The organism is Amycolatopsis sp. CA-126428 (assembly GCF_002904335.1).
Taxonomy (GTDB): Bacteria; Actinomycetota; Actinomycetes; order Mycobacteriales; family Pseudonocardiaceae; genus Amycolatopsis.
Map to the genome: position 1 here is coordinate 1 of NZ_PPHF01000169.1, position 26,292 is coordinate 26,292.

Annotated in this window: 22 protein-coding genes; 9 read left to right on the top strand and 13 right to left on the bottom strand. The window is 71.7% G+C overall.

Features of this window, described 5'->3' with window-relative positions; all coding sequences use genetic code 11:
• Positions 1 to 77: 77 nt before the first annotated feature.
• Complete coding sequence (locus tag C2L58_RS44060; RefSeq protein ID WP_103343574.1) at positions 78 to 902, bottom strand: (2Fe-2S)-binding protein; 825 nt, start codon at positions 900 to 902, stop codon at positions 78 to 80.
• 360 nt (positions 903 to 1,262) lie between these two features.
• Between C2L58_RS44060 and C2L58_RS44065 the strand changes: the two genes are divergently transcribed.
• The 3 genes from C2L58_RS44065 to C2L58_RS44075 all read left to right on the top strand — a co-directional run bounded on the left by C2L58_RS44065 (position 1,263) and on the right by C2L58_RS44075 (position 6,388).
• Complete coding sequence (locus tag C2L58_RS44065; protein ID WP_103343575.1) at positions 1,263 to 3,821, top strand: ATP-dependent Clp protease ATP-binding subunit; 2,559 nt, start codon at positions 1,263 to 1,265, stop codon at positions 3,819 to 3,821.
• A gap of 106 nt (positions 3,822 to 3,927) precedes the next feature.
• Positions 3,928 to 5,634, top strand: coding sequence for an Hsp70 family protein (locus C2L58_RS44070; RefSeq protein WP_103343576.1), 1,707 nt, complete (start codon positions 3,928 to 3,930; stop codon positions 5,632 to 5,634).
• A 100-nt stretch (positions 5,635 to 5,734) separates the two neighbouring features.
• A complete protein-coding gene (locus C2L58_RS44075; RefSeq protein ID WP_103343577.1) occupies positions 5,735 to 6,388 on the top strand; it encodes an Ig-like domain-containing protein in 654 nt (217 codons plus the stop codon).
• On the opposite strand, the gene pcp is transcribed toward C2L58_RS44075, so the two are convergent.
• Positions 6,385 to 7,026 carry a pyroglutamyl-peptidase I gene (gene pcp, locus C2L58_RS44080; RefSeq protein ID WP_103343578.1) on the bottom strand — a complete coding sequence of 214 codons (642 nt, stop codon included), beginning with the start codon at positions 7,024 to 7,026 and terminating at the stop codon, positions 6,385 to 6,387. The two genes, C2L58_RS44075 and pcp, sit on opposite strands and share 4 nt — an antisense overlap.
• A gap of 74 nt (positions 7,027 to 7,100) precedes the next feature.
• Complete coding sequence (locus C2L58_RS44085; RefSeq protein ID WP_103343579.1) at positions 7,101 to 8,534, bottom strand: M1 family metallopeptidase; 1,434 nt, start codon at positions 8,532 to 8,534, stop codon at positions 7,101 to 7,103.
• A gap of 146 nt (positions 8,535 to 8,680) precedes the next feature.
• Here C2L58_RS44085 and C2L58_RS44090 point away from each other — a divergent pair, with 146 nt between their 5' ends.
• On the top strand, positions 8,681 to 11,845 hold the full coding sequence (locus C2L58_RS44090; RefSeq protein ID WP_103343580.1) for a BTAD domain-containing putative transcriptional regulator: 3,165 nt from the start codon (positions 8,681 to 8,683) through the stop codon (positions 11,843 to 11,845).
• An 89-nt stretch (positions 11,846 to 11,934) separates the two neighbouring features.
• Here the strand turns inward: C2L58_RS44090 and C2L58_RS44095 are convergent, their stop codons facing one another.
• Together C2L58_RS44095 and C2L58_RS44100 are read right to left on the bottom strand one after the other, a co-directional pair.
• On the bottom strand, positions 11,935 to 12,741 hold the full coding sequence (locus C2L58_RS44095; protein ID WP_103343581.1) for an ABC transporter permease: 807 nt from the start codon (positions 12,739 to 12,741) through the stop codon (positions 11,935 to 11,937).
• Positions 12,738 to 13,715: an ATP-binding cassette domain-containing protein gene (locus C2L58_RS44100; RefSeq protein WP_103343582.1), complete on the bottom strand. Its 978-nt coding sequence runs from the start codon at positions 13,713 to 13,715 to the stop codon at positions 12,738 to 12,740. Before C2L58_RS44100 ends, C2L58_RS44095 begins: the two co-directional genes overlap by 4 nt.
• Before the next feature lie 105 nt (positions 13,716 to 13,820).
• Between C2L58_RS44100 and C2L58_RS44105 the strand changes: the two genes are divergently transcribed.
• Entirely contained in the window at positions 13,821 to 14,837 is a 1,017-nt protein-coding gene (locus tag C2L58_RS44105) for an endonuclease/exonuclease/phosphatase family protein (protein ID WP_103343583.1), read from the top strand.
• Positions 14,838 to 14,867: 30 nt separating this feature from the next.
• Here the strand turns inward: C2L58_RS44105 and C2L58_RS44110 are convergent, their stop codons facing one another.
• On the bottom strand, positions 14,868 to 15,671 hold the full coding sequence (locus tag C2L58_RS44110) for an SIR2 family NAD-dependent protein deacylase (RefSeq protein ID WP_103343584.1): 804 nt from the start codon (positions 15,669 to 15,671) through the stop codon (positions 14,868 to 14,870).
• Positions 15,664 to 15,975 carry an antibiotic biosynthesis monooxygenase family protein gene (locus tag C2L58_RS44115; RefSeq protein WP_103343652.1) on the bottom strand — a complete coding sequence of 104 codons (312 nt, stop codon included), beginning with the start codon at positions 15,973 to 15,975 and terminating at the stop codon, positions 15,664 to 15,666. Before C2L58_RS44115 ends, C2L58_RS44110 begins: the two co-directional genes overlap by 8 nt.
• Positions 15,976 to 16,026: 51 nt before the next feature.
• Here C2L58_RS44115 and C2L58_RS44120 point away from each other — a divergent pair, with 51 nt between their 5' ends.
• Entirely contained in the window at positions 16,027 to 17,415 is a 1,389-nt protein-coding gene (locus C2L58_RS44120) for an AAA family ATPase (protein WP_103343585.1), read from the top strand.
• Here C2L58_RS44120 and C2L58_RS44125 read toward each other — a convergent pair.
• The gene (locus tag C2L58_RS44125) at positions 17,401 to 18,816 is read right to left on the bottom strand and encodes a M1 family metallopeptidase (protein WP_199191724.1); all 1,416 of its coding nucleotides are present in this window, start codon (positions 18,814 to 18,816) and stop codon (positions 17,401 to 17,403) included. The genes C2L58_RS44120 and C2L58_RS44125 overlap by 15 nt on opposite strands.
• 75 nt (positions 18,817 to 18,891) lie before the next feature.
• Between C2L58_RS44125 and C2L58_RS44130 the strand changes: the two genes are divergently transcribed.
• Entirely contained in the window at positions 18,892 to 19,638 is a 747-nt protein-coding gene (locus C2L58_RS44130; protein ID WP_103343587.1) for an alpha/beta fold hydrolase, read from the top strand.
• Between the two features lie 130 nt (positions 19,639 to 19,768).
• Here C2L58_RS44130 and C2L58_RS44135 read toward each other — a convergent pair whose 3' ends face one another.
• The 5 genes from C2L58_RS44135 to C2L58_RS44155 all read right to left on the bottom strand — a co-directional run bounded on the left by C2L58_RS44135 (position 19,769) and on the right by C2L58_RS44155 (position 24,363).
• Entirely contained in the window at positions 19,769 to 20,725 is a 957-nt protein-coding gene (locus tag C2L58_RS44135) for a peptidoglycan recognition protein family protein (protein WP_103343588.1), read from the bottom strand.
• Positions 20,726 to 20,788: 63 nt separating this feature from the next.
• Positions 20,789 to 21,664: an A/G-specific adenine glycosylase gene (locus C2L58_RS44140; RefSeq protein WP_103343589.1), complete on the bottom strand. Its 876-nt coding sequence runs from the start codon at positions 21,662 to 21,664 to the stop codon at positions 20,789 to 20,791.
• 9 nt (positions 21,665 to 21,673) lie between these two features.
• Positions 21,674 to 22,624, bottom strand: a complete 951-nt coding sequence (locus C2L58_RS44145) for a glycosyltransferase (protein ID WP_103343590.1) — start codon at positions 22,622 to 22,624, stop codon at positions 21,674 to 21,676.
• Between the two features lie 46 nt (positions 22,625 to 22,670).
• Positions 22,671 to 23,162, bottom strand: a complete 492-nt coding sequence (locus C2L58_RS44150) for a beta-class carbonic anhydrase (protein WP_013230422.1) — start codon at positions 23,160 to 23,162, stop codon at positions 22,671 to 22,673.
• Positions 23,163 to 23,262: 100 nt separating this feature from the next.
• Positions 23,263 to 24,363, bottom strand: a complete 1,101-nt coding sequence (locus C2L58_RS44155) for a LacI family DNA-binding transcriptional regulator (protein WP_103343591.1) — start codon at positions 24,361 to 24,363, stop codon at positions 23,263 to 23,265.
• A gap of 186 nt (positions 24,364 to 24,549) precedes the next feature.
• On the opposite strand from C2L58_RS44155, the gene C2L58_RS44160 reads away from it, so the two are divergent.
• A complete protein-coding gene (locus tag C2L58_RS44160) occupies positions 24,550 to 25,443 on the top strand; it encodes a metal ABC transporter solute-binding protein, Zn/Mn family (RefSeq protein ID WP_103343592.1) in 894 nt (297 codons plus the stop codon).
• 2 nt (positions 25,444 to 25,445) lie between these two features.
• Positions 25,446 to 26,291, top strand: coding sequence for a metal ABC transporter ATP-binding protein (locus tag C2L58_RS44165; RefSeq protein WP_103343593.1), 846 nt, complete (start codon positions 25,446 to 25,448; stop codon positions 26,289 to 26,291).
• Position 26,292 lies beyond the last annotated feature (1 nt).

The window sequence follows — 26,292 nt, forward strand, 5'->3', positions numbered from 1 at the left end:
GGGCTGTGTGTGCCGGGCGGGGCTGTGTGTGCCGGGCGGGGCTGTGTGTGCCGGGCGGGGCTGTGTGTGCCGCCTGGCTACCGAGAACAGGTACGCGGGCAGCCGTCGCACTCGGAGGACGATGGCAGCAAGTACGAAAAGCAGCAGCTCTCGCGCCGCCGCGTCCACTCGCGGTGGCCCTCCGGGCCCTCCCTCAAGCGCAACGTCGACGCCGACGTCAGTGGCGCGTACCGCGCGTCGAGCACCAGGGCCGCGTCCGCCACGCCCGCTCCCTCGGCCTCCGGGGTCCCGCCCTGGCGGCCCGCCCACCACAGCGAGTTCTCCAGCGCGTCCGTCGCCGCCGCCCACAGGGTTCTGCGGCCCAATCTGCTGAGCGGTGCGTACGCCCGGACGAACTGGGCCGCGTGAGCCAGGTAACGGGCCCGGAGGACCGCCGCCAGTGCGCGCTCGTCGCGGACCACCGTCGCCTCGGGGCGGGCCGAGCCCGGGTCGGTCGGGAGGCAGTGGAACGCGTCACCCAGCACCGCCATGCCGTCCGGGTGCGGGCGGTCGTCCGCCAGGCGGAACGCCAGCTCCGTGGGCTTCAGCGATGGCACCCGGCGCTCGTGGTGCCACAACAACCCCGCGACGTACGCCGGGACGTGCAGGTACCACGTCAGGACCCAGCTGGCCGTGGTCGGCGAAGGCGCCGAGGAGTGCTCGCGCAGGAGCCAGTCGCCCAGCAGGCCGCGCCACTCGTCGAAGTACGCCGGCGTCTCCAGCAGCTCCGAACAGCGGATCCAGCCGGCCGGGACGTCGCGGCGCAGCTCGGTGCGTTCCTGCAGGCCGGAGACCCGCCGCAACGACGACGCGAGGCCGTCGCCGACCTCGCGTGCGTCACGGAAGGACCGCTGCTGGCTCAACCGCGGCCCTCCTTGTGGCGCCGTAGTGGATTAGGCGTGCCTAACCTTACAGACTTCCGCAAGCTCCGCCAATCGGGTGGGGGACTCTCAGCGTGCGGACTGTTCGCGGTGAGCGGACAGAGCGCGGATGGCGGAATCCCGGTGGCCGTTCGCACGTTGGGCTTGACGTAAAGGTGCAGGGCAACCTGATGATGGAAGCACCCGGCGGACCCCACGTCCGGGTGCGGAAAAGACCGCGAACAGCCGTAGTGGTAAGCCAGCGCGACCGCTTGGCTACTAGAGTGGTCTCACGGTGCTGAATCCATCGCGGTGAAAGCACGATGGAAACGGGCCGCCGGCGCAGCAGTCGAGGGAGTGCACATGTTTGAGAGGTTCACCGACCGCGCGAGGCGGGTGGTCGTCCTGGCTCAAGAAGAGGCCAGGATGCTCAACCACAACTACATCGGCACCGAGCACATCCTCCTGGGTCTGATCCACGAGGGTGAGGGTGTCGCCGCCAAGGCGCTGGAGTCGCTGGGCATCGCCCTGGAGGGCGTGCGCCAGCAGGTCGAAGAGATCATCGGCCAGGGCCAGCAGGCGCCGAGCGGGCACATCCCGTTCACGCCGCGCGCCAAGAAGGTGCTGGAGCTGTCGCTGCGCGAAGCGCTGCAGCTCGGCCACAACTACATCGGCACCGAGCACATCCTGCTGGGCCTGATCCGCGAGGGCGAGGGCGTCGCCGCGCAGGTGCTGGTCAAGCTGGGTGCGGACCTCAACCGGGTCCGCCAGCAGGTGCTGCAGCTGCTCTCGGGCTACCAGGGCAAGGAGTCCACCGAAACCGGTTCCGGCGGCCGTGGTGAGGGCACCCCGTCGTCGTCGCTGGTGCTGGACCAGTTCGGCCGCAACATGACCGTGCTCGCCCGCGAGGGCAAGCTCGACCCGGTCATCGGGCGCGGCAAGGAGATCGAGCGGGTCATGCAGGTGCTGTCCCGCCGGACCAAGAACAACCCGGTGCTCATCGGCGAGCCGGGCGTCGGCAAGACCGCCGTCGTCGAGGGCCTCGCGCAGAGCATCGTCAAGGGCGAGGTGCCCGAGACGCTCAAGGACAAGCAGCTCTACACGCTGGACCTGGGCTCCCTGGTCGCCGGTTCCCGCTACCGCGGTGACTTCGAAGAGCGCCTGAAGAAGGTGCTCAAGGAGATCAAGACCCGCGGCGACATCATCCTGTTCATCGACGAGCTGCACACGCTGGTCGGGGCGGGTGCCGCCGAGGGCGCGATCGACGCGGCTTCGATCCTGAAGCCGATGCTCGCCCGCGGTGAGCTGCAGACGATCGGCGCGACCACGCTCGAGGAGTACCGCAAGTACATCGAGAAGGACGCCGCCCTCGAGCGCCGGTTCCAGCCGATCCAGGTCGGCGAGCCGTCGCTGGAGCACACGATCGAGATCCTCAAGGGCCTGCGTGACCGGTACGAGGCGCACCACCGCGTCTCGATCACCGACTCGGCGCTGGTCGCCGCCGCGACCCTGGCGGACCGGTACATCAACGACCGGTTCCTCCCGGACAAGGCGATCGACCTGATCGACGAGGCCGGCGCGCGGATGCGCATCCGCCGGATGACCGCGCCGCCGGACCTGCGCGAGTTCGACGAGAAGATCGCGAACGTCCGCCGCGACAAGGAGTCCGCGATCGACGCGCAGGACTTCGAGCGGGCCGCCCGCCTGCGTGACGAGGAGAAGACCCTCCTCGGCCAGAAGGGCGAGCGGGAGAAGCAGTGGAAGGACGGCGACCTCGACGTCGTCGCCGAGGTCGACGACGAGCAGATCGCGGAGGTGCTGGCCAACTGGACCGGCATCCCGGTGTTCAAGCTGACCGAGGAGGAGACCACCCGGCTGCTGCGCATGGAGGACGAGCTCCACAAGCGCATCATCGGCCAGGAGGACGCGGTCAAGGCCGTCTCGCAGGCGATCCGCCGTACGCGTGCCGGTCTGAAGGACCCGAAGCGCCCGTCGGGCTCGTTCATCTTCGCCGGCCCGTCCGGTGTCGGTAAGACCGAGCTGTCCAAGGCGCTGGCGGCGTTCCTGTTCGGCGAGGACGACGCGCTCATCCAGATCGACATGGGTGAGTTCCACGACCGCTACACCGCTTCGCGGCTCTTCGGTGCCCCTCCGGGCTACGTCGGCTACGAAGAGGGTGGCCAGCTGACCGAGAAGGTGCGGCGCAAGCCGTTCTCGGTGGTCCTCTTCGACGAGATCGAGAAGGCGCACCAGGAGATCTACAACACGCTCCTGCAGGTGCTGGAGGACGGCCGCCTGACCGACGGTCAGGGCCGCACGGTCGACTTCAAGAACACGGTCCTCATCTTCACGTCCAACCTGGGCACGTCGGACATCTCGAAGTCCGTCTCGCTCGGGTTCGCCGGGTCCAACGACACCGGCACCCGGTACGAGAAGATGAAGCAAAAGGTCAACGAGGAAATGAAGAAGCATTTCCGCCCGGAGTTCCTGAACCGGATCGATGACATCATCGTGTTCCACCAGCTGACGCAGGAACAGATCATCATGATGGTCGACCTGATGATCGGCCGCGTGGAGAAGCAGCTCAAGGCCAAGGACATGGAGCTGGAGCTCACGGCGAAGGCCAAGTCGCTGCTGGCCAAGCGCGGCTTCGACCCGGTGCTGGGTGCGCGGCCGCTGCGCCGCACGATCCAGCGCGAGATCGAGGACCAGCTGTCGGAGAAGATCCTCTTCGGCGAGGTCGAGCCCGGCCAGATCATCCTGGTCGACGTCGAGGGCTGGAGCGGCAACCCGGAGGACAAGGACGACCAGGCGAAGTTCACCTTCCGCGGTGAGCGCCGGCCGTCGTCCATCCCGGATGCCCCGCCGGTGAGCATCGGCGCGGGCCACGAAGAGCAGGGCGGCGAAGCCGAAGGCGAGTGATCGTCGCGTAGTCCGCCAGGAGGGCGGTTCCCCGAGTGGGGAGCCGCCCTTCTCGCTGTCCAGGGCCGTGAGACGATGCCCGCGGACCTTGGGAGGGGGAATCCGCGTGGACGTGCTCTCGATCGACTTCGGGACTTCCAGCACCGTCGGGGTCCTCTCCGCCTTCGGGCGTGGACCGCGGGCCATCGAGGTCGACGGGTCCGTCACGATGTCTTCCGCCGTCTACGTCAACGATGACGGCCTGCTCGTCGTCGGCCAGGACGCCGAGCGGCGGGCGCGGCTCGACCCCAGCCGGTTCGAGCCGAACCCCAAGCGGCGCATCGACGAAGGCACTCTCCGGCTCGGCGAAACCGACGTCGACATCGCCGACGCCTTCGCCGCCGTCCTGCGCCGGATGGGCGAGGAAGCCGAACGGCAGCTCGGCCGCCCGCCCGCGCAGACCCGGATTTCGCATCCCGCCGGCTGGGGTGCCGGCCGGCAGGACGTCCTCCGGGCCGCCGCCGCGAAGGCCCGGTTCGCCGACGTGCGGCTGATCCCCGAACCGGTGGCCGCCGCCGCCCACTACGCCAGCCTGGGAAGCCGGGCCGGCGGCCCCATCGGCGTTTACGACCTCGGGGCCGGCACCTTCGACTGCGCCGTCGTCGGGATCACCCGGCAGGGCTTCACCGTGCTCGCCGAGGACGGCCTGCCCGATCTCGGCAGCCTCGACATCGACCAGGCCCTGCTCGTCCACATCGGACGTTCCGTCTCGCACGCCGATCCGGCGCAGTGGCAACGTCTCCTGCGGCCGCAGACCACCGCGGACCGTCGCACGCGCCGCGCGTTGCTGCAGGATGTCCGTGACGCCAAGGAAAGCCTCTCGCGGCACGCGCAGACCCACGTGCCGATGGCCGAGCCGTTCGGGGACGTCCTCGTCAGCCGGGACGAGCTCGAAGCGCTGGTGCGGCCCAGCCTGCTGCGCAGCGCCGAGCTGCTCGCCACCACGATCCGCCGCGCCGGCCTCACGCCCGCGCAGCTCGCCGGCGTCTACCTCGTCGGCGGGCCGAGCCGGATGCCGCTGCTGGCCACGCTGCTCGGCCGGCAGCTCGGCGTCGCACCGACCACGCAGGACCAGCCCGAGACGGCCGTCGCGTTCGGGCTCCACCACGTTCCGCTGGGCACCACCACCGACCTCACCGTGCCCGCGTTCGCGCCCGTCCGCCCGCCGGTGACGCCGCCGCGGCCGCAGCCCTGGCAGCAGCAGGCCCCGCGGCCGCCGCAGCACCCGCCGCCGCCGGAACCGCGCCGGAAACCGAAGCGCTGGTTCCTCGCGCTCGCCGTGCTCCTGGTCGCCGCGGTCGTGGCCACCGTCGTCGTGTTCGTCCTCCGCGACCAGGCCGCGCAGGCCGCAGCGGACTGCACGCAGACGGCACAGCGCGACCGGGCCGGGTTCACCCCCTGCCTGCGCACCCTGGCCGGGTCCGTCCCGGACCGGAGCACCTGCAAGGAAAACGACCACTTCGCGCAGCTACTGGGCGGCCGGCTTTCGGTCGTCTGCAACTTCACGGGCGGCAGCGTCCGCTACTTCCAGGGCATGACCACCGAATACGTCGAGGTGAACACGAAGCTGACGGCGGCCGGTAGTGCCGTCGGCCGCGGCGCCTGGGACGGCGGCGGGCTGCACGGCGAGTACGTCGCCACTGCCGACAAGAAGTCGTCGATCGTGCTCTTCGGCGTGAAGGAGCGCCGGGTGGCCGCGATCTACCTCACGGAAGCCCCCAGCCGCCTCGATGCTCTGATCGCCGGCTTCATCCGCGAGGTCAAGCCGGCCTGACGGCTCACCACTGCCCGTACCGCCGAACGGGCGAAAGTCGTCCGTGGCGGGCAGGCTCGCCGCTCCTTCCTGCATGAGCACAGCCACGAGAACGAGCACGGTGACGGAACCTCGCGCACCGACCGTGCGGAGCCAGTTGCGCGAGGCCAAACGCTTTTCCTGGACGGGCTTCGCGGTCACGGTCGGGGCGTCGCTGCTCGGCACGCTCGTCCCGGCGGCGATCGGGGCCGGTCCGCAGGCGACGCTGATCTCCACGCTGGTGGTCACCGTGCTGGCGGCCGGCGGGTTCACCGCCAAGGACGGCAGCGCCCGCGGCATCAAGGCGATCGCGATCCTGCTGCTGGCCACGGGTGCGCTGGTCCTGACGGTGACCGGGGTGACGGTGCTCGACCTCGTGCGCGGGCGCCCGGCGACGTTCCCCGGCGTGCCGGAGGTGGCCGCCGAAGCGCGGGTCATCGTCCCGGAGTCGGTCACCTGCCCCGCGGCACCCGTGCACACGACCACGACCTGCGTGGTGGCGGTCCGCAGTGTCGGCGCGAGCGCGTTGCGGGTCAGCGGGATCGAGCTGGACAGCACGGACTTCGCGGTGGACGCGAGCGCGTGCGTCGGCCACGAGGTGGCGCCGGGCCACCGCTGCACGCTGGTCGTCAGCTTCACCCCGGCGCGCAGCGGCGACCGGGTCGCGGACCTGACGGTCCACCACAACGTCCCGGGCCCGGCGGCGTTCGTCGAGCTCACCGGCCGCGGTGGTTAGTGCTCCGCGCCCGCGCTGACCGTCAGGTCTGCGGTGACCCGCAACGCCGTGTCCGCCAAGGCTTCCAGCGCGTCGGCGATCCGGTCCACGCTCAGCGACGGCTCGGGCTTGCCCGCGGCCGCGACCTGCTCCGGGCTGAACGGGACGTGCACGAACCCGCCGCGCACGTCCGGGAACTCCGTGGCCAGCAGGTGCATCAACCCGTAGAACACCTGGTTGCACACGTACGTCCCGGCGGTGTGGGAGACCGACGCCGGGACGCCCGCCGCGCGGATCGCCGCCACGCAGGCCTTCACCGGCAGCGTCGTGAAGTACGCCGCCGGGCCCTCCGCGACCACCGGGGCGTCCACCGGCCGGGCGCCCGCGTTGTCCGGGATGCGGGCGTCGACCAGGTTGACGGCCACCCGTTCCGGGGTCACCTCGGCGCGGCCGCCCGCTTGGCCGGCGCAGACCACCAGCGACGGCCGGTGCTCTTCCAGCGCCCGCCGCAGCGTGGGCAGCGACGTCGCGAATTCGCAGGGCAGCTCCACCGCCGCGACGTCGTCACGACGCGCGCCCACCAGCGAAACCGCCTGCCACGACGGGTTGACCGGCTCGCCGCCGAACGGCGCGAACCCCGTCATCAGCACCCTGGCCATGCCGCCTCCCGGAGCGGAGTGAAAAACGTCGAGGCCACCCTACGTCCGCAGGGTGGCCTCGACGACGAGCGCTATCAGGCGGCGGGCTTCAGCCCACTCGGGTAGAGGTACTGGTCGGCCGGCTTGCCGGTGCCGTACACCCACGCGTCGAAGAAGCCCTGGAGGTTCCGGTGCGCGGCGAATTCGGTGAACCGCTGGAACTCCTGCATGCTCGCGTTCCCGTCGCGGTGCAGCGACGGCCAGGTCTTCAGGACCCAGGAGAAGGCCTGCTCACCGATGTAGTTGCGCAGCGCGTGCAGCATCATCGGGCCCTTCGAGTACACGTACGTGAACTCCTGGCCCTGGCCCATGTCGTACAGCTTCCCGTTCCAGAACGCCGTGGAAGCCTTCTTGGCGTTGTCGGCGTACTGCTTGTTCAGGTCGACGCCTTCCTTCCCCTCGTTCCACAGCCAGGTGGCGTAGGAGGCGAAGCACTCGTTGAGGCAGACGTCGCGCCAGTGCGCGACCGCGACCGAGTCGCCGTACCACTGGTGGGCGTTCTCGTGGACGATCGTCGGCACCGTGCCGGCCCAGCCCGCCGAGTAGATCGGCCGGCTCATCGTCTCCAGCGAGAAGCCGATCTGCTCGTTGAGGAAGATGCCGCCCGCGGCGTCGATCGGGTACTTGCCGAACTTCGACTCGAGGAAGTCGAGGATCTCCGGCAGCCGCGCCTCGGCCTGCTTCGTCGAGTCGGGGACGCCCGGGGCGAAGGCGCTGACGATCGGGGTGCCGTCCTTGCGCTTCTGGCGGTCGAAGGTCCACTTGTCGATCGCGACCGTCGTCATGTACGGCACGATCGGCGTCTCTTCGGCCCAGACGTGCGTGGTGCCGCCCGGCGCCTTGACCGACGGCTTTTCGCGGCCGTTGGAGATCACGCCCCACTCGTCGGGCACGGTGATGGCCAGGTGGAACGTGGCCTTGTCGAGCGGGGTGTCGTTGACCGGGTACCAGGTGGTGGCCGACTTCGGCTCGCCGGCGACGAACGCCCCGCCCGCCTGGGCGAACTGCCAGCCGTTGTTGCCGAGCGCCGGGTCGTCGATCGGCGCGGGCACGCCGTGGTAGGCGATGTTCACCTTGAAGCGCTGGCCCCGCCAGAGCGCCCGCGACGGCGTGATGACCAGCTCGTGGTCGCCGGTGCGGCTGAACTTCGCGTCCCGGCCGTCGACCTTCACCGAGTCGACGGTCAGGCCGTGCAGGTCCAGGTTGAACGAACTGAGCGACTGCGTCGCCCGCGCGGCGATGTCCTGGTTGCCGGTCAGCTGGTGCGACGCCGGGTCGTAGGTGACCTTGAGGTTGTAGTCGGCGACGTCGTAGCCGCCGTTGCCGTCCTGCGGGTAGTAGCTGTCGCCGGTGCCGTCGCTGCCTGGCTTCGGCGCGCCCCAGCCTTCGCCGGCCGCGGCGACGCCGGTGCCCAGGCAGAGACTGGCGACCACGGCGGCCGCCACCACGGCCGGTTTCTGTCCCCTCATGAACGCTCCTGTCCGTGTCGGTGGACCTCTGCCGCAACGTATCGCCACGAACGGGTGATCCGGGAGACCGCGTCGCTTTTGTCCGGATAATCAGCACTTCCGTCGGCCCGCCCCGGCGCGGCCCCGCCGTCTGGAAAGCTGGGCACATGCGCGTTGCGCTGCTGGGCCCGCTGCGGGCGGTGGAAGACGACGGCACGCCGATCGACATCGGCGGCGCCCGCCTCCGCATGCTCCTGGCCAGGCTCGCGCTGGACGCCGGGCGCGCGGTCCCGGCCGACGCGCTCGTCGACGGCCTTTGGGGCGCCGGACCGCCGGCCGACGCGGCCAACGCCTTGCAGTCCCTGGTCTCGCGGCTGCGGAAGGTGCTGCCGGTGGCCGTCGAATCCGGGCCGGGCGGGTACCGGCTCGCGCTGGCGGCCGGTGACGTCGACGCCGAACGGTTCGAACGGCTCGCCGCCGAGGGCCGCCGCGAGCTGGCCGCGGGCCGTGACGCGCGCGCCGCCGGCCTGCTCACCGAGGCCCTCGCGCTGTGGCAGGGCGCCGCCCTCGCCGACGTCCTCGACGCGCCCTTCGCGCCGGGGCCGGCGCGGCGGCTCACCGAGCTGCGGGCCGAGGCGGCCGAGGACCGGTTCGAAGCGCTGATCCGGCTGGGCGAGCACGCGACGGTCCTCGCCGACCTGGCCGTGGCGGCCGATGCCGACCCCCTGCGCGAGCGGCTCACCGGGCTGCGGATCCGCGCGCTGTGCGCGGCCGGGCGGCAGCCGGAAGCGCTGGCCGTCTACGCCGGGATCCGCCGCACCCTGGCCGACCAGCTCGGCGTCGACCCCTCGGCCGAACTGCAGGAGATCCACGTCGCCGCGCTGCGCGGCGAATTCGCGCCGCCGTCGCCGGTGGCCGACCGGCTGCCGACCCGGCTGACCACGTTCGTCGGCCGCGACGACGAGCTCAAGCTGCTGGCCGAGCTCCTTGCCGGTGCCCGGCTGGTCACCCTGAGCGGGCCGGGCGGGGCGGGCAAGACCCGGCTGGCCACCGAGGCGGCGTCGCGGCACCCCACGCACCAGCGCGGCCGGGTGTGGTTCGCCGCGCTGGCCGGCGTCCGCGACCCCGACGACGTCGCGGGTGCGCTGCTGGGCGCGCTCGAGGTCCGCGACATCCGCCCCGAGGCCGAGGTCCACCGGCGGCCGCCGGATCCCGTGGCGCAGGCCGTCGAGGTGCTCGGCGGCGAGGAAGCACTGCTGGTCCTGGACAACTGCGAGCACGTCGTCGACGCCGCCGCGCGGCTGGCCGACGAGCTGCTGCACCGGGCACCGCGGCTGCGGATCCTGGCCACCAGCCGCGAGCCGCTGGCCATCACGGGAGAGGCGCTCTGCCCGCTCGGCCCGCTGCCGGTGCCCGCGGAACGCGCCGCGCCCGCGGAGGCCGCCGAGCTCGACTCCACCCGGCTGTTCCTCGACCGGGCCGCCGCGGTCCGCCCCGACTTCGTCCTCGACGAGTCCACTGTGGATCACGTCGGGCAGATCTGCCGCCGGCTCGACGGGATGCCGCTGGCGCTGGAGCTGGCCGCGGCGCGGCTGCGGTCGATGACCGTGGCCCAGATCGCCGGCCGGCTCGGCGACCGGTTCCGGCTGCTCACCTCGGGCAGCCGGACGGCGCTGCCGCGGCAGCGGACGCTGCGCGCGGTCGTCGAGTGGAGCTGGGAACTGCTGGCCGAGCCCGAGCTGGTGCTGGCCCGGCGGCTCGCGGTGTTCGCCGGTGGCGCGGAGCTGGCCCCGATCGAAGCCGTCTGCGGTGATGAGCTGCTCCCCGCGGCCGACGTGCCGTACGTGCTCGGCAGCCTGGTCGAAAAGTCCATAGTGGACACCGTGGACGCCGGTGGCGAGCCGCGGTACCGGATGCTCGAGACGCTGCGGGTGTACGCCACCGAGCGGCTGGTGGAGTCGGGGGAGCACGACCGGACGCGCCGGGCGATGGCCCGCTACTACGCCGAACTCGCCCAGCGGCTGGAGCCGACGCTGCGCACGGCCGACCAGCTGCGGGCGATCGACCAGTACGAAGCCGAGAGCGCCAACATGATCGCCGCCCTGCGCGGGGCCATCGAGATGTCCGATGTGGACAACGCGGTCGCGTTGCTGGACGGGATGTTCTGGTACCTGACCATCCTGGGCCAGGGCGGGCGGATCGGCTCACTGCTGCGCGAGACCCTCGAGTTCGGCGACCGGCTGCCCCCGGCGGCCCTGGCCGCTTACCAGGCGCTCGGCTACCTCATGGACGCGGTCCCGGTCCGGTCGGACCAGCCCGAGATCCTCCGCCTGGTCGACGCCTGCGTGCGCACCGAGGCGGTGGACCGCTACCCGGGCCTCGCGGTGGCGCTGCCGATGCTGGCCTTCCTGGGCGGGGATCGCGAGATCGCCGTCCGCGAGGTGAGCCGGGCCGCGCGGCACCCGGACCAGTGGACCCGCGCCGGCGCGCACTGGGTGGAGAGCTTCCTGCTCGACGACGAGGGTGACGTCGAGGGCGCCGACCGGGCGCGCGACCTGGCCCACACCGGGTTCGAGGCGGTCGGCGACCGCTGGGGCATCGCGATGACGCTGAGCTTCAAGGCGTACTCGCTGTCGCAGAACGGCGACAGCGCCAAGGCCATCGAGACCTACCAGCGAGGTCTCGCGCTTTCGATCGAGCTGCGGTCGTACGAGGACGCCGTGCAGCACTGGTGGCGGCTGGCCGTCGAGCGGGCGCGCGCCGGGGACTTCGAGGGTGCCTGGCGCGATCAGGAGGCGGCGGAGCGCTACGGCGAAGGCATCACGAACCTGCAGCACCGGGCCATCCTGATGTTCGGCCGGCTCGAGCTGCTGCTGCGCACGGACCGGCTGGCCGAAGCGCGGGCGCTGCTCGACCGCGTCGCCGCGATGGGGGGCGACGACTGGTTCCCCGGCGGGATCGGCGACGAGTTCATCCACGCCTTCGAGGCGCGGATCCTGCTGGCCCAGGGCCGGGCGGACGAGGCCGAGCCGCACGCGGTCATCGCGATCCGGGCGACGAACCAGCGCGGCGACATGCCCGACCTGGCCGGGGTGGTTGAGCTGCTGGCGATCATCCGCGAACGGCAGGGCCGTCCCGAGACGGCGGCCCGGATGCTCGCCGCGTCCGCCGTCATCCGCGGGCGGCTCGACCTCGGCAGCCCGGAGGTCCGGGCCCTCATCGAGACCCTGCGCGCGGCGCTCCCGGACTACGACGCGCGTTACGGAGAAGCCCGCCGGATGTCCAAAAAGGACGCGATCGGCCGGCTGCTGGCCGAGCTCGGCCCGGCCTGACCGCGGACGTGCCGGCGGGGACGTCCGCCCCCGCGAACGTCCCCGCCGGCATCCCCCTGGCGCGACTCACCCCCGTGCGTCGGCGCCTCTCAGACCCGCCGGCGGTAGGCCCAGGTGGCCAGCGGGAAGAACACGATCACCGCACCGGCCATCCAGGCCAGCGCCCCGGTCAGCGGGCCGGCCACCGCACCGCCGTTCATCAGGCCGCGCAGCGCGTTCGCCATCAGGCTGACCGGGCTGATGTCCGCCCACGCCCGCAGCCAGCCCGGCATGGTGTTCGTCTGCACGAACACGTTGCTGCCGAAGGTCAGCGGCATGATGAAGACGAACATCAGCGCCTGCGCCGAGCCCGGCGACTTCATCACCATGCCGACGAACACCGAGGCCCAGCAGAAGGCCAGCCCGAACGCCAGCGCGAGCAGGATCGCCACGGCGAACTCGCCGGGGCTGGTCGCGATCCGGTAGCCCATGATCGTCGCCACGACCATCAGCACCGCCAGGCACACGACGTACCGCACGACGTCGGCGAGGACCGCGCCGATGAGCGGGGCCGAGCGGGCGATCGGCATGCTCCGGAACCGGTCGAACACACCCTTGGTGACGTCGGTGTTGAGGTTCGTGCCCACGGTGAGGCACGCCTGCAGGATGTTCATCACGATGATGCCGGGCACGACCATCTGCAGGTACGCGTCGGTCGAGCCGGACAGCGCGCCGCCGAACAGGTAGACGAAGATCACCAGGAAGACGATGGGCATCAAGGTGACGTCGGCGAGCTGTTCGGGGTTCTTGCGGATCTTCAGGATGCCGCGCCAGGCCAGCGAAAGCGCGTGCTGGAAGCCCTTGCCGGGGCTGATGTGCCGCGGCGGGGCCGGGCGGTCGAGGGCCAGCGTCGTCATGCCAGGCTCCCTTCGAGGGTCTTGTCTTCGGTGGACTGTTCGGCGGTGTGCCCGGTGAGGGCGAGGAACACCTCGTCGAGGCTGGGCAGCCGCAGCGCCAGCTCGTCCGCGGTGATCCCGGCCTCGTCGAGTTTGCGGACCAGGGTGGACAGCAGCACCGGGTCGTTGACCGGCGCGGTGAGCAGCCCGGAGGCGTCGTCGCGGGTCGGCCGGACGCCCGAGAGGTCGCCGAGGATCCGGTTGACGGCGTCCATGTCGGACAGCTGGGTCGGCCGAACCTGCAGCGTCTGCCCGCCGACGCGGCGCTTCAGCTCGTCCGCGCGGCCGTCGGCGACGACCCGGCCGTGGTCGAACACGGTGATCTTGTCGGCCAGCTGGTCGGCCTCCTCCAGGTACTGCGTGGTCAGCAGCACCGTCGCGCCTTCGGCGACGAGGCCGCGGACGACGTCCCAGACCTCGTTGCGGGCGTGCGGGTCGAGCCCGGTGGTCGGCTCGTCGAGGTAGAGCACCTCGGGCCGGCCGACGAGGCTGGCGGCCAGGTCCAGCCGCCGCCGCATGCCGCCCGAGTACGTCCGGATCGGCCGCTTGGCCGCCTTCGTCAGCTCGAACCGCTCGAGCAGCTCGGCGGCGCGGGCCTTGGACTGGGCGCGGGAGTGGCCGTACAACCGTCCGATCAGGACCAGGTTCTCGATGCCGTTCAGGTCCTCGTCGACCGACGCGTACTGCCCGGTCAGCCCGATCAGGCTGCGGACGCGGACCGGGTCGGCGACCACGTCGTAGCCCCCGACCGTGGCTCTGCCGGCGTCCGGTTTCATCAGGGTCGCGAGGATCCGGACGGCGGTCGTCTTGCCCGCGCCGTTCGGCCCGAGCACCCCCACGACCTGGCCGAACGGGACCTCGAGGTCCACCCCGTCCAGCGCCTTGGTGTCCCCGAAGTGTTTGACCAGGCCCTCGGCCTGGATCGCGTGCGACATGGGCGTCCTCCTTCGCTCGTCGCTTCTGCGATCACAGTGGGGGTTCGCGCTGGCAGGCCACGCACAGCGCGCTGTCAGCGGCTGGCAGGCGCTGGTGGAGATCTTGTGGAGGAGTTGTCGGCGCCCGGGCCGCCCGGCGCCGGTCTCGGCATACTCGGCAGCATGGTGCTTGCGGAAGAGACGCGGTCGCGGCGGAAGAACCCGCTCGTCACGGGCCTGCTGGTGGTCCCGGTGGTGCCGTTGGCGCTGCTGGCGGCGCTGCGCCTGCTCGGCTTCGACGGCGGCTGGTACACGCTGATCGCCCTGGCGCTGACGCCGTTCGGGGCGGCCGCGGGTGCGCTCGCCGGCGGGCTCGCGCTGGCGTTGCGGCGGTGGTGGATCGGCGGGGTCGCGCTGGTGCTGGCGCTCGCGCTGGCCGTCCTCGTCCTGCCGCGGATGTCGGCGAGCGAACAACGCGCCGTGCAGGGCAAGACCCTGCGCGTCCTCGCGTCGAACCTGCTCTACGGCCGGGCGGACCCGAAGGCCGTCGTCGACCTGGTGCGCGAGCAGCGGATCGACGTGCTGAACCTGGTCGAGATGACGCCGTCCGCGGTCGACCGGCTCACCGCGGCCGGGCTGTTCGACCTGCTGCCGCACCGGGTGCTGCACCCGGCGCCCGGCGCGTTCGGCTCGGGGATCGCGGCCCGCTTCCCGCTGAAGGAGGTCAACCTGACCGGCGACTCGGCGGCCAAGCAGCCGGGCGCGGAGGCCGACCTGGGCGACGGCGTGGTGGCCGAGATCGTCGCCGTCCACCCGATCTCCCCGGACGTCGACACGCCGGGGTGGGAGCGCGAGATCAAGGACCTCTCGCAGCCGGCGGGCGAGCACGGCCTGCGCATCCTGGCCGGCGACTTCAACGCGACGCTGGACCACGCGGCCTACCGCACGGTGCTGGCCCGCGGCTACCGCGACGCGGCGGAGGAGCGCGGCGAAGGGCTGGCCCCGACGTGGCCGTCGTCGCTGCCGGTGGTGACGATCGACCACGTGGCGGTGGACAACCGCGCGGCGGTGCGGGACTACCGCGTGTTCGACGTCGCCGGCAGCGACCACCGGGCGGTGTTCGCCGAGGTCCGCCTGCCGTGACGCTCGTGAGTGGTAATTAGGGTTAGAACCCTAATTACCACTCACGAGAACCTGCACCGTCTCCAAGGCGCCGGCCGCGATCGACACGCCACGGCCGTGCCGGATCTCGGGTTCCCGCGGGTTGATGCGGATCAGCGCGCCGGTGGCCGCGCTGGCCAGTTCGGCGTAGCGGCGGACGGTCGGGACGGCTTGGCCCGCGCCCAGTTCCACCACCACGAGGTCGCGGGCGGTCCGGCGCCACGCCGTCAGCTCGTCCAGCTGCGCCTGGCTGCGGTCCGGGACCCAGGAGACGTCGCCGAACATCAGGATGTTGGGCCGGGCGAGGCCGCCGCAGCGGGGGCACGACGGCAGCGGCGGCACCGCGCGCATCGTTTCGGGGTCGATCGGCACAGTGACGCCGGTGGCCGGCCAGATGTCGTCCGTGCACCCGGCCAGGCACTGCAGGTGGTGGATGGAGCCGTGCGCCTCGGCCACGCACTCGAAGCCCGCCGCCTGGAACTGGCCGTCCACATTGGACGTGAACACCCGGGCGCCGTGGGGCAGCTTCGCGCCGAACTCGCGCAGCAGCCGGAACCCGTCGTGCGGCACGGTCTTGCGGTAGAGCTCCAGCCGGTGCCCGTAGAAGCCCCAGGCCAGCTCGGGGTCGCCGGCGAAGTGCCGCGGGTCGGCGAGTTCCTCGAACCGCAGCCCGAGCCGGGCGTACGGCGGATACGCGCGCCAGAACCCTTCGCCGCCGCGGAAATCCGGCAGCCCGGAGTCGACGCCCATGCCGGCGCCGGCGCAGATCAGCAGCGCGCCGGCGCCGTCCAGGAGCTTGGCGGCGAGCTCACTCACCCGGCTGCGAACCGAGGACGACCTCGAACTCGAGCAGGTTCGCGCCGGTGGACACGGGCTTGGCGCGCTCGCCCGCGTGCGCCGCCGCGGCCGGGCCACCGGTCGCCCACACCTGGTAGTGCTCCTCGGTCTCCCACTTCGTGTACACGAAGTAGCGCGTCTCGCCGGAAACCGGCCGCAGCAGCTCGAAGCCGAGGAAGCCCGGCTGCTGGTCGACGGAGTGCATGCGCGCGGCGAACCGCTTCTCCAGCTCGGGGCCGGCCCCCTCGGGGACCTCGATCGCGTTGATCTTCACGACACTCATGCCGTCCACCATAGTTGGCTCGGCAGTGTGATCCGTGCCACTGTGGGAGACATGGGGAGCACCGAGCGCGACCTCGCCACCGATCTCGCCCGGATCGTCCGCGCCACGGCCGACGAGGTCGCGGGCGGCGGGGGCAGCGAACTGCTCGAGCGCGTGACCGGCCACCTCGGGGCGCCGTTGCCGGAGGTGGTGGTCGTCACCCGCAACTGGCCGATGTGGGAGCACGCCAACATCCAGTCCGGAGTCGACGCCTACCTCGCCGCGCACGGCACGGCCGTGGGCTGGTTCGGCATCGCGGGCGGCCAGCGCACGCACGAAGACCTGATCGGGATGCTCGCCACCGCGCGCAGGCACGGCATGTACGAGCTCGGCTCGGTGGACTACACGACCACGGCGATCGGCCCCGACACCGCGACCGAGGCGGTGCAGCTCGGGCTGGTCGGCACGCACGCCCCGGGCGGCGAGCCGGTGCTGCTCGCGATCCGCGGCGCCAACCCGCAGTGGGGGCTGGAGCAGTGCCGGCTGGAGGTCCTGGCGACGTCGCGGGCGACGGCCACCGAAGTGCGCGACCGCGTCGAGCGCCTGATGGCCGAGCGCGACCTCCTGCGCGGCCAGGTGCTGGCCTTCGGCACCAGCGAGCACCGCGGCAACGAGCTGCTCACGTTTCTCCCGCGGCCGGCGCTGACCGTCGAGGAGGTGGTGCTGCCGGACGGCGTGCTCGACGCGATCGAGCGGCACACGATCGGCATCGCACAGCACGGCGAGCGGCTGCTGGCGGCGGGCCAGCACCTCAAGCGCGGGCTGCTGCTGCACGGCCCGCCCGGCACCGGCAAGACGCACACGGTCCGCTACCTGATGGGCCGCCTGCCGGACACCACGGTGATCATCCTGACCGGCACGGCGATGAAGCTGGTGGGCAAGGCCGCGGAGCTGGCGCGGCGGCTGCAGCCGAGCGTGGTCGTGCTGGAGGACGTCGACCTGATCGCGCAGGACCGCAGCTACGGGCCGATGGTCCAGCCCCTGCTGTTCACGCTGCTCGACGCGATGGACGGCGTGGGCGGTGACGCCGACGTCACGTTCCTGCTCACCACCAACCGGGCGAGCGAGCTGGAGAAGGCCCTCGCGGACCGCCCGGGCCGCGTCGACCTGGCGGTGGAGATCCCCCTGCCGGACGCGGCCGGACGTGAAGCACTGCTGCGGCTGTACGCGCGCGGCCTGAACCTGACGGCGGACCTGAACCCGGTCGTCGAGGCGACGGCGGGGATGACGGCGTCGTTCGCGAAGGAGCTGCTGCGCCGGGCGTCGCTGCTGGCGCTGGGGGCGCGGCCGGAGGAGGACGTCGTGGTCGGGGACGCGGAGCTGACCACGGCGTTGCGGGAGATGCAGGACGCGCGGAGTGCGTTGACGCGGTCGCTGCTGGGCAGTTCAGCTGCGCAGTGAGCCGGGGAACAGGTCGGCGTCCGCCGGGAGCTTCGTGCCGCGGAACCAGGTGTCGAAGAACGGCCGCAGGTTCTTGCCGCCGAGGCGGGTTGCCGTGGCTTCGAAGTCGGACCAGATTGCGTTGCCGTGGCGGTAGCGGGATGGCCACTCGCGCAACAGCTTGGCGAACGCCGGGTCGCCGATTTCGCGGCGCAGGGCGTGCAGGGCCAGGATGCCCTTGTTGTAGACGCCTTCGAACTCGTGGCCCTGCCCCATGTCGACCAGCTTCTGCGCCCAGAAGTCCGTGCTGCCGCGGGTGATCTCGATGGCCGCACGGTAGCGGTCGTCCAGGTTCTGGCCCTCGCGCTCGGCCCACAGCCACTGCGAGTACGACGCGAAGCACTCGTTCAAGCAGACGTCGGACCAGTTGCGCACCGAGACCGAGTCGCCGAACCACTGGTGGGCGTTCTCGTGCACCAGCGTCGGCAGGTCGGCCCACTTCGCGTACGTCGGCCGGGTCTGCGTCTCGAGCGAGAACGGGACGTCCTCGTTCAGGAAGATCCCGCCCGCCGCCGACTGCGGGTACGGGCCGAACTTGGCGGTCAGGAAGCCGAGCACCTCCGGCAGGCGGCCGCCGACCGCGCGGCGGCCTTCGACACCCGGCGCGTACGCCGAGACCACCGGGGTGCCGTCCGGCAACGTCGATCTGTCGACACCGAACTTGCCGATCGCGATCGTCGTCAGGTAGGTCGCCACCGGGTTGACCTCGGTCCAGGTCCCGGGCGGCCCTTCGCGGCCGTTCGAGAGCACCGTCCAGCCCTCCGGGACGTGCGCGGTGAGCGTGAAGGTGGCCTTGTCGCGCGGGGTTTCGTTCGCCGGGTACCAGAACGCCGCCGAGTGCGGCTCGCCGACCATGTACGCGCCGCCGTCGGAGGAGTGCTTCCAGCCGTTCTCGCTGCCGCCGTCGTGCGGGGTCTTGGCCGGGTCGCCGCCGTAGCGGACCCGCGTGCGGAACGTCGTCCCGGCCCGGATCGGGGCCGGTGGCGTGATGACCAGCTCGAAGGTCTTCTCGCGGCTGAACTTCGCCGGCCGGCCGTCGACCTCGACGCTGTGCACGTCCAGCCCGCGCAGGTCGAGATCGAACCGGCTCAGGTCCTGGGTGGCCTTCGCGGTCACCGTGGTGTCGCCGTCGAGGTGGCCGCTCGGTGGGTCGTACTTGACGTCGACCTGGTAGCCGAGCGCGTCGTAACCGCCGTTGCCGTCGTCGGGGTAGTACGGGTCGCCGGCGCCGGCCGCGCCCGGCACGGGGTGCATGGGCGGCAGCGGAGGCGGCGCGGGCGGCAGGGCGACGGCGTCGCCTCCGCACGCCGCGGCGACGATCACCGCGGCGCAGACGGCCAGGGCGGTGAGTCGGCGGCGCACACCCACCACCATAGGTGATGGACAGCGACGGTTTGGTCACGTTCCGCACCAGGGGTTTTGTGGTTAGGTGGCCGCGTGCTCTGTTTCGGCGGCAGCGGCGTGCCGATCGTTCTGCTCCACGGCCTGATGGGCCGGGCGCGGACGTGGTGGCGGGTCGCGGAGTGGCTCCGGCCCTACGGCGCGGTGTACGGCCTGGACGCGCGCGGCCACGGAACCGCCCCGCGCGTCGGGCCGTGGACGACCGAGCGCTTCGCCGACGACGTCGCCGAAGCGCTGCGGACCCTCGACGCGGGCCCGGCGGTGCTCATCGGGCACTCGATGGGCGGCCTGCACGCCTGGGCGACCGCCGCGCGGCACCCGGAGCTGGTGCGCGCGGTCGTGTCGGAGGACTTCGCGCCGGATCAGCGCGGCCGGACCGTGGAGACCTGGCGCGGCTACTTCGAGAGCTGGCCGGTCCCGTTCTCCTCGCTCGACCACGTCCGGGAGTTCTTCGGTGACGCGGGCAGGTACTTCGCGGACTGCGTCGAGGAGCGTGCCGATGGGTTCCACCTGGTCGCCGACCTCGAAGACCTGTACGTGATCGCCGCCGAATGGGGCCGCCGGGACTACTGGGACGTCGTCGAGGCGATCCGCTGCCCGTTGCTGCTGGTCGAGGGCGAGCACACGGCGATGCCGCCGGGCCAGCAGGCCGAAGTCGCCGACCGCGTCCCGGGTGCGAAACACCTGGTGGTGCCGGGTTCGGCCCACTTGCCCCACGACGAGGCCCCGGAGATCTACCGCGGCGCGGTCGAAGCCTTCCTCGCCCAGGTCATGACCCGCTGAACCGGACGACACGCGTGATTGCCGAGTCGACACGCGTGATCAGAGGGACGACACGCCGTGCACGCCGTTGTGCCGCCGTGTCGACCCTCCAATCACGCGTGTCGACCTTTCAATCACGCGTGTCGACCCTTCAGGACCGGGCCAGGTCCGCTCGCCAGGCCGCCGTGGAGCGATCCGAGGGGACGATCAGCGGCCAGACGTCCGCGCCGAGGAAGCCGGTCTCGTCGGACGCCTTCGCCGCGGTGCACGTGTCGCGGGCCAACCCGGCCTGAACGGACAAAGCGGCCACCGCGTCCTTTGTGGACTTTCCGAAGACGCCGTCGGTGGGGACGCCGAACCCGGAGGCACGCAGGAACTGCTGCGCCACCTGCACCTTCCGGCCCGTGTCGCCCGGCTTGAGCAGTGGCCACTCGGCCTCGGCACGCGTGATCGCGACGCCGAGGACGCGGCCGACGGCCGTCCGGAGCTCCGGCAGCCGGTTGTAGAGCACCTGGCCGGGGCATTCGGTCGAGTTGAAGTCGCGGTGGCCCTTGATGAACTCCGGGGCGATGCCGTACTGGCTCGCGATGTAGGCGACGAGCGAGACCAGAGAGTTCCACAGGGCCGGCGGCACGTCGACCGTGCTGTACAGGCCCTCGTTCTCGATGCCGATGACCTCGCTGTTGTGGTTGCCGACGTTCGCGCCCTGGACGTGCTGCGTGCCGCCGCGCAGGATCTCGAGGCTGCGGTGCCGGCCTTCGGTGATGAACCCGCCGCGGCTGTTCGTGAATTGCTGGCCGCTGTCGATCCAGCCGTTCTTGTCCATGTGCAGGTTCTGGATGTAGCGCGAGACGTAGAACGCGCGCGCCAGCGAGAAGTCGTCGTTCATCGGCGGGTCGACCGCGTGGTGCACGACGATGTACGTCGGCTTGTGGTTCTCGACCACGATCGTGCCGGTGGCGGGCCGGGCGCCCCAGTCGGACGTCGGGTGGATCGTCGGTGCCGGAGCGGCCGCGCCGGCCGTTCCCGTGGTCGTCATCCCCAGTGCGCCGGCCGCGGTCGCGGTCACCCCCGCCTTGAGCAGGGTCCGGCGGTCAACAGTGACCATGGGTGAAACGGTAACTCCGGAACGCGCCGATGACAACTATTGACCAACTTTGGTCGTAACGCGTCAGTGTTCGCCCGGGAGGGCGAACAGCCCGTCTCGGGTCTGCTCCAGCAGGCCGTCGACCAGCAGGGAGTCCAGGCAGCGGTCGCGCTGGCCGACGTCGTGCCAGACGAGGTCGAGGCGGGCCTTGTCGACCGGGCCTTCGCTGCCGCGCAGCACGTCGAGCAGCCGTCCGCGGACGTACCGGTCGGTGCCCGCGTACCGCTGCACCGGCTTGGCCGGGCCGGCGTACTCGGGCCGGCCGGCGTGCTGCCACGCGCACTCGGCGTAGATCGGGCAGTCCGCGCACTTCGGGGCGCGCGCGGTGCAGATCAACGCGCCCAGCTCCATGATCGCCGCCGAGAAGCGCGCCGCGGGTGCGTCCTCGGCGGGCAGCAGCGCCTCGACGTCGGCCATGTCCCGGGTGTTGGACGCCGGCCCGGCGTCCCCGGCCCCGTGCACCGCCCGCGCGACGACCCGCCGCACGTTCGTGTCGACGACCGGCGCCCGCCGGCCGTAGGCGAACGCGGCGACGGCGCGCGCGGTGTAGGCGCCGATCCCGGGCAGCGCGAGCAGAGTGTCCACATCGGACGGAACGACGTCGCCGTGGTGGCGCGCGATGACCCCGGCAGCCTCGTGCAACCGCAGCGCCCGGCGCGGGTAGCCGAGCTTGCCCCACGCCCGCACGACCTCGCCCTGCGACGACGCGGCCAGCGCCGAGGGCACCGGCCAGCGCGCCATCCACTCGAGCCAGATCGGCTGCACCCGGACGACGGGGGTCTGCTGCAGCATGATTTCGCTGACCAGGACGCCCCAGGCCGAGCAGGTGGGCTCGCGCCACGGGAGATCCCGGCCGTGCGCGGAGAACCAGTCGAGCAGTACGTCAGCGTCCACAGCCACGCCGGGAGGCTACTTCGCGTACTTCGGCAGCTCGCGAGCGACCTCGCCCGGCGACGGCATGGCGGCGATCTCGTCGGCGAACGCGCGGGCCGCGTCGCGGCAGGAGGACGCCTTCCGGGCCTGTTCAGTGACGGCGTCCGCGCTCAGTTCGCCGGGCAGGAGGCGCCGTGCGGCACCGGCGGCGACGAGTGTGTCGGCGTTGGCGAACTGGTCGGCCCCTTGCGGCAGGACCAGCTGCGGCACGCCCGCGGCGAGCGCGCCCAGCGTGGTGCCGCTGCCGCCGTGGTGCACGACCAAGCCGGTGTGCGGCACCACCGCCGCCTGCGGCACCCAGGCCCGCAGGGTGACGTGGTCCGGCACCGGCCCGAGGTCCTCGGGAGGCACCCGGCCGGTGGCCACCACGAGGGGAACGTCGAGGGCGGCCAGCCCCTGGATCGCCGTCGTGAGCACCTCCGGGGTGCCGAAGGCGGTGCCGAGGGTCAGGTAGATCAGCGGCCCCCGGAAGTCGCCCGGCTCGGCGAAGGGAACGGGACGCAGGGCGACGCGCTCGGCGGTCGCGAGGAAGTCCGCCTCCTGCAACGACGGCGGGCAGATGTCGAGGTGCACGCCGCCGGTCGGCCGTTCGAAACCGATGTCACGCGGGAACATCCGGCCGAACCCGTGCCAGAGCGACGGGATCCCGGCCCGCCGCGCGGCGACGCCCACCTCCGGGACGCCCCAGCCGTGCACGACCAGGTCCGGGCGCAACCGCGCCAGGTCCGGTTCGAGGTCTTCGGCGTAGATCTCGTAGAACGAGTCCGCGGGCCGGAACGGGTTGAGCCCGAGCCGGCGCAGCGGCGCGTGGACGTGCTCACCGGCGGCGAAGTCCACCCTGTGCCCGATGTCCCGCGCCGCGACCGCGAGCGGGACCATCGGGTAGGTGTGACCGGCGGACGCGAGCCCGGCGAAGAGAATGCGCATGCTCGCCCCATTCGGATGTTAAGAACATCTGAATGGGAACGATAGCCTACTGGACCTCGGTGAGCTTCCCGGTCTTCACGTCGTAGACGAACCCGCGCACGTTCTCGGTGTGCGGCAGGTAGGCACTGCGCCGCACCCGCTCCACCGACGTCCGGACACTGTTCTCGACGTTGCGGAACGCCTCGACCGACCACGTCGGCCGCAGGCCCGTGTCGCTCTCGAGCTCGTCCTTGAAGTCGTCCTCGGTCACCATCGAGAGGCCGCACTCGGTGTGCTGGACGATCAGCACCTCGCGCGTCCCCAGCTTGCGCTGGGACAGGGCCAGCGAACGGATCATGTCGTCGGTCACCACGCCGCCCGCGTTGCGGAGGACGTGCGACTCGCCTTGCAGGAGGCCGAACAGCTCGAACACCCGGATCCGGGCGTCCATGCAGGTCAGGACGGCCACCTGGAGGGACGGCTTCGGGGACGACCGATCGCCGGGCGTCACCTCGCCGAGTTCCTGGTTGCGCTTGAGCAGTACGTCGATCGAGGTCATCGGTCACCTTCCGGCCAGTGGCCCCGCGGCGCGGGCGTACCACTCCATTTGACCTGGTGGGTACCCCGGCGGGCAATGCACTAAGGGCAATGTCACGACGTCAGCCGCCGAACCACGGCTCCTCGACGGTCCGCGGCGGGGCCGACGTCCGGCCGACGCGCAGCTCGGTCGGGAGGGTGATCGTCTTGGGTGCGCTCCGCTCGCCCGAGCTGAGCAGCAGCCGCCCGGCCACCTTGCCCTTCTCCAGGACCGGCTGGTGGACCGTGGTGAGCCCGATGCGCTCGGCTTCGGCGATGCCGTCGAAGCCGGTGACCGTGAGGTCCTGCGGCACCCGTAGCCCGCGGCGCTCGGCCTCCGCCATGGCGCCAAGTGCGAGGATGTCCGAGGTGCAGATCACCGCGGTGATCTGCGGGTAGGCGTCCAGCAGCTGGCGGGCCGCGGACGCGCCGTCGTCCACCGTGTGGTCGAAGCGCTCGACCACCGGGACGCCCGCCCAGTCGACGCCCGCCGCCGAGAACGCGACGGCCAGTGCCTCCAGCCGGGTGCGCTGGACGTGGAAGTGCGCGCCGCTCTGCCGGGTCGCGGAGACGAAGTCGTCGTTGCGCTCGCGGGCCAGCCGCATGCAGATCACGCCGACCTGCCGGTGTCCCAGCGTCACCAGGTGCTCGGCGATCTTGCCGACGGCGGCGGCGTCGTCCGGGCCGACGCGGTCGATGCCCTCGAGGCTGGGCTGGTCGATGATCACCGTCGGCACCGGCCGCTCGAGCACCGCGGCCAGGTGCGGGTCGTCGTCCGGTACGGAGTAGACGACGAAGCCGTCGACGCCCGCCCGGTGCACCGCGGCGACGTCCTCGCGGCCCGGGCTGGCCGGCACCAGGTGCAGGCCGACGCCGGCGTCTTCGCAGGCCAGCGCCAGTCCTTCGAGGACGCCGACGGCGGCGGGGTCGCGGAAGGCGTAGGAGAGGTTTTCGGTGAGCAGCAGCCCGACCGCGCCCGCCTTGCGCGTGCGCAGGGAGCGGGCGACCGGGTCAGGGCCGGGGTAGCCGAGGCGCCGCGCGGTCTCGAGGACGCGGCGGCGCAGTTCGGGGGACAGCTGGTCCGGCCGGTTGTAGGCGTTGGACACCGTGGTCCTGGACACACCGAGCTCCGCCGCGAGCGACGCCAGTGTCGCCTGCCTCCGGGTGCGAATAGGACGTCCCATCAGCAAACCGTAACGGTTCAGATCGGTTTCCTGAAGAGACACCCCGCGTGGTCGATGTCTCGATCCGCATGCGCGGAGACGCATACACCAATGCGCGATCTGATGGCCAGAAAGTCATCCGGATGGGGTAAGGTGAATCTGACAACGGTTTCCATTAGCGTCTGTGCCCCTCTCAGGAGTCAACCGATGAGTTCCCGCCGCACCAGGAGCGTGCTCGCCGCCGCTTCGGCCCTGTCCGTGCTCGCCCTGGCCGCGTGCTCCGGCGGCGGCGCGCAGTCCGGCGGGTCCGGCAAGATCGAGGTCGTGGCTTCGACGGACGTCTGGGGCAGCGTCGTGAACGCCGTCGGCGGCGACAAGGTCGAGGTCAAGTCGATCATCCACGACCCGTCGGCCGACCCGCACTCGTACGAGACGACGGCTGATGACGCGTTGGCGGCGAAGGACGCGAAGCTGCTGCTGTCCAACGGCGGCGGCTACGACGAGTTCTTCGGCAAGCTCACCGCGCAGGCCGGAGACGCGAAGAAGCTCGTCGCCTACGACATCGCCGCGACCGGCGACGAGAACGAGCACGTCTGGTACGACCTGCCGGGCGTCGGCAAGGTCGCCGACCAGGTCGCGGCGCAGCTGGGCGAGCTGGAGCCCGCGTCGAAGCAGGCGTTCACCGACAACGCGACGGCGTTCAAGGCGAAGGTCGACGCGCTGGAGAAGCAGCTCGGCGAGCTGGGCGCGGCGCACCCGGGCACGAAGGTCGTCGTCACCGAGCCGGTGGCGCACTACCTGCTCCAGAGCGCGAAGCTGACGGACGCGACGCCGAAAGCCTTCTCGGACGCCGTCGAGAACGACACCGACGTCCCGGCCGGCGCCGTGAACGAGTACCAGCAGCTGATCGCGACCAAGCAGGTCAAGGCGCTGATCAACAACGCGCAGACGGTGACCCCGCTGACCCAGGACGTCGTCGGGCAGGCGAAGGCCGCCGGGATCGGCGTCGTCGACGTGACCGAGACGCTGCCGCTGGGTGCGACCGACTACATTGGCTGGATGACCGGGGAAGTAGACGCGCTGGCAGGAGCGTTGAAGTAACCATGTCTCCCGTATCGGACGACGTACGCCCCGCGGTCCGGGTCCGCGGAGCGGGCCTGGCCTTCGGACCCCGGACCCTGTGGTCGGGGCTGGACCTCGTCGTCGAGCCGGGTGAGTTCCTCGCCGTGCTGGGGCCGAACGGGTCCGGCAAGAGCAGCTTCCTCAAGGCGCTGCTGGGCATGCAGGACCTGTCGGCGGGCACGGTCGAGATCGCGGGTGGCCGCCCGGGCGGCGCGAACCGCAAGGTCGGGTACATCCCGCAGCAGCGCGCGATCGACGAGTCGCTGACGCTGCGCGGCGTCGACCTGGTCGGACTGGGCCTCGACGGGCACCGCTGGGGTTTCGGCCTGGCCGGTATGGCGGCCCGGCGGCGGCTCGTTTCCGAAGCGATCGACGCGGTGGGGGCCACGAGGTACGCGAAGCAGCCCGTCGGCCGGTTGTCCGGCGGCGAGCAGCAGCGGCTGCGGGTGGCGCAGGCCCTGGTCGGCGACCCCGAGGTGCTGCTGTGCGACGAGCCGCTGCTGTCGCTCGACCTGGCGCACCAGCGCGCGATCAGCGAGCTGATCGACTCCCGGCGGCGCTCGGCGGGCACGGCGGTGCTGTTCGTGACGCACGAGATCAACCCGGTGCTGCCGTTCGTCGACCGCGTCCTCTACCTGGTCAACGGCCAGTTCCGGATCGGCAAGCCGGACGAGGTCATGACGACCGAGACGCTTTCGCAGCTGTACGGGACCCGCGTCGAGGTGCTCAAGGTCGGCGGCCAGATCCACATCGCCGGCGCGCAGAGCGCGTTGTGCGAGGGGGAGCCGCACCACCACGAACACGACGTCGAAGAACAAGTGGGCTGAG

Excerpts from the sequence above, each read along its gene's own strand:
- C2L58_RS44160 (WP_103343592.1), top strand. The coding sequence starts at position 24,550 with ATGAGTTCCCGCCGCACCAGGAGCGTGCTCGCCGCCGCTTCGGCCCTG.
- C2L58_RS44090 (WP_103343580.1), top strand. The coding sequence starts at position 8,681 with ATGCGCGTTGCGCTGCTGGGCCCGCTGCGGGCGGTGGAAGACGACGGC.
- C2L58_RS44095 (WP_103343581.1), bottom strand. The coding sequence starts at position 12,741 with ATGACGACGCTGGCCCTCGACCGCCCGGCCCCGCCGCGGCACATCAGC.
- C2L58_RS44100 (WP_103343582.1), bottom strand. The coding sequence starts at position 13,715 with ATGTCGCACGCGATCCAGGCCGAGGGCCTGGTCAAACACTTCGGGGAC.
- C2L58_RS44135 (WP_103343588.1), bottom strand. The coding sequence starts at position 20,725 with ATGGTCACTGTTGACCGCCGGACCCTGCTCAAGGCGGGGGTGACCGCG.
- C2L58_RS44115 (WP_103343652.1), bottom strand. The coding sequence starts at position 15,975 with ATGAGTGTCGTGAAGATCAACGCGATCGAGGTCCCCGAGGGGGCCGGC.
- pcp (WP_103343578.1), bottom strand. The coding sequence starts at position 7,026 with ATGGCCAGGGTGCTGATGACGGGGTTCGCGCCGTTCGGCGGCGAGCCG.
- C2L58_RS44150 (WP_013230422.1), bottom strand. The coding sequence starts at position 23,162 with ATGACCTCGATCGACGTACTGCTCAAGCGCAACCAGGAACTCGGCGAG.
- C2L58_RS44145 (WP_103343590.1), bottom strand. The coding sequence starts at position 22,624 with ATGCGCATTCTCTTCGCCGGGCTCGCGTCCGCCGGTCACACCTACCCG.
- C2L58_RS44165 (WP_103343593.1), top strand. The coding sequence starts at position 25,446 with ATGTCTCCCGTATCGGACGACGTACGCCCCGCGGTCCGGGTCCGCGGA.
- C2L58_RS44120 (WP_103343585.1), top strand. The coding sequence starts at position 16,027 with ATGGGGAGCACCGAGCGCGACCTCGCCACCGATCTCGCCCGGATCGTC.
- C2L58_RS44155 (WP_103343591.1), bottom strand. The coding sequence starts at position 24,363 with ATGGGACGTCCTATTCGCACCCGGAGGCAGGCGACACTGGCGTCGCTC.
- C2L58_RS44065 (WP_103343575.1), top strand. The coding sequence starts at position 1,263 with ATGTTTGAGAGGTTCACCGACCGCGCGAGGCGGGTGGTCGTCCTGGCT.
- C2L58_RS44085 (WP_103343579.1), bottom strand. The coding sequence starts at position 8,534 with ATGAGGGGACAGAAACCGGCCGTGGTGGCGGCCGCCGTGGTCGCCAGT.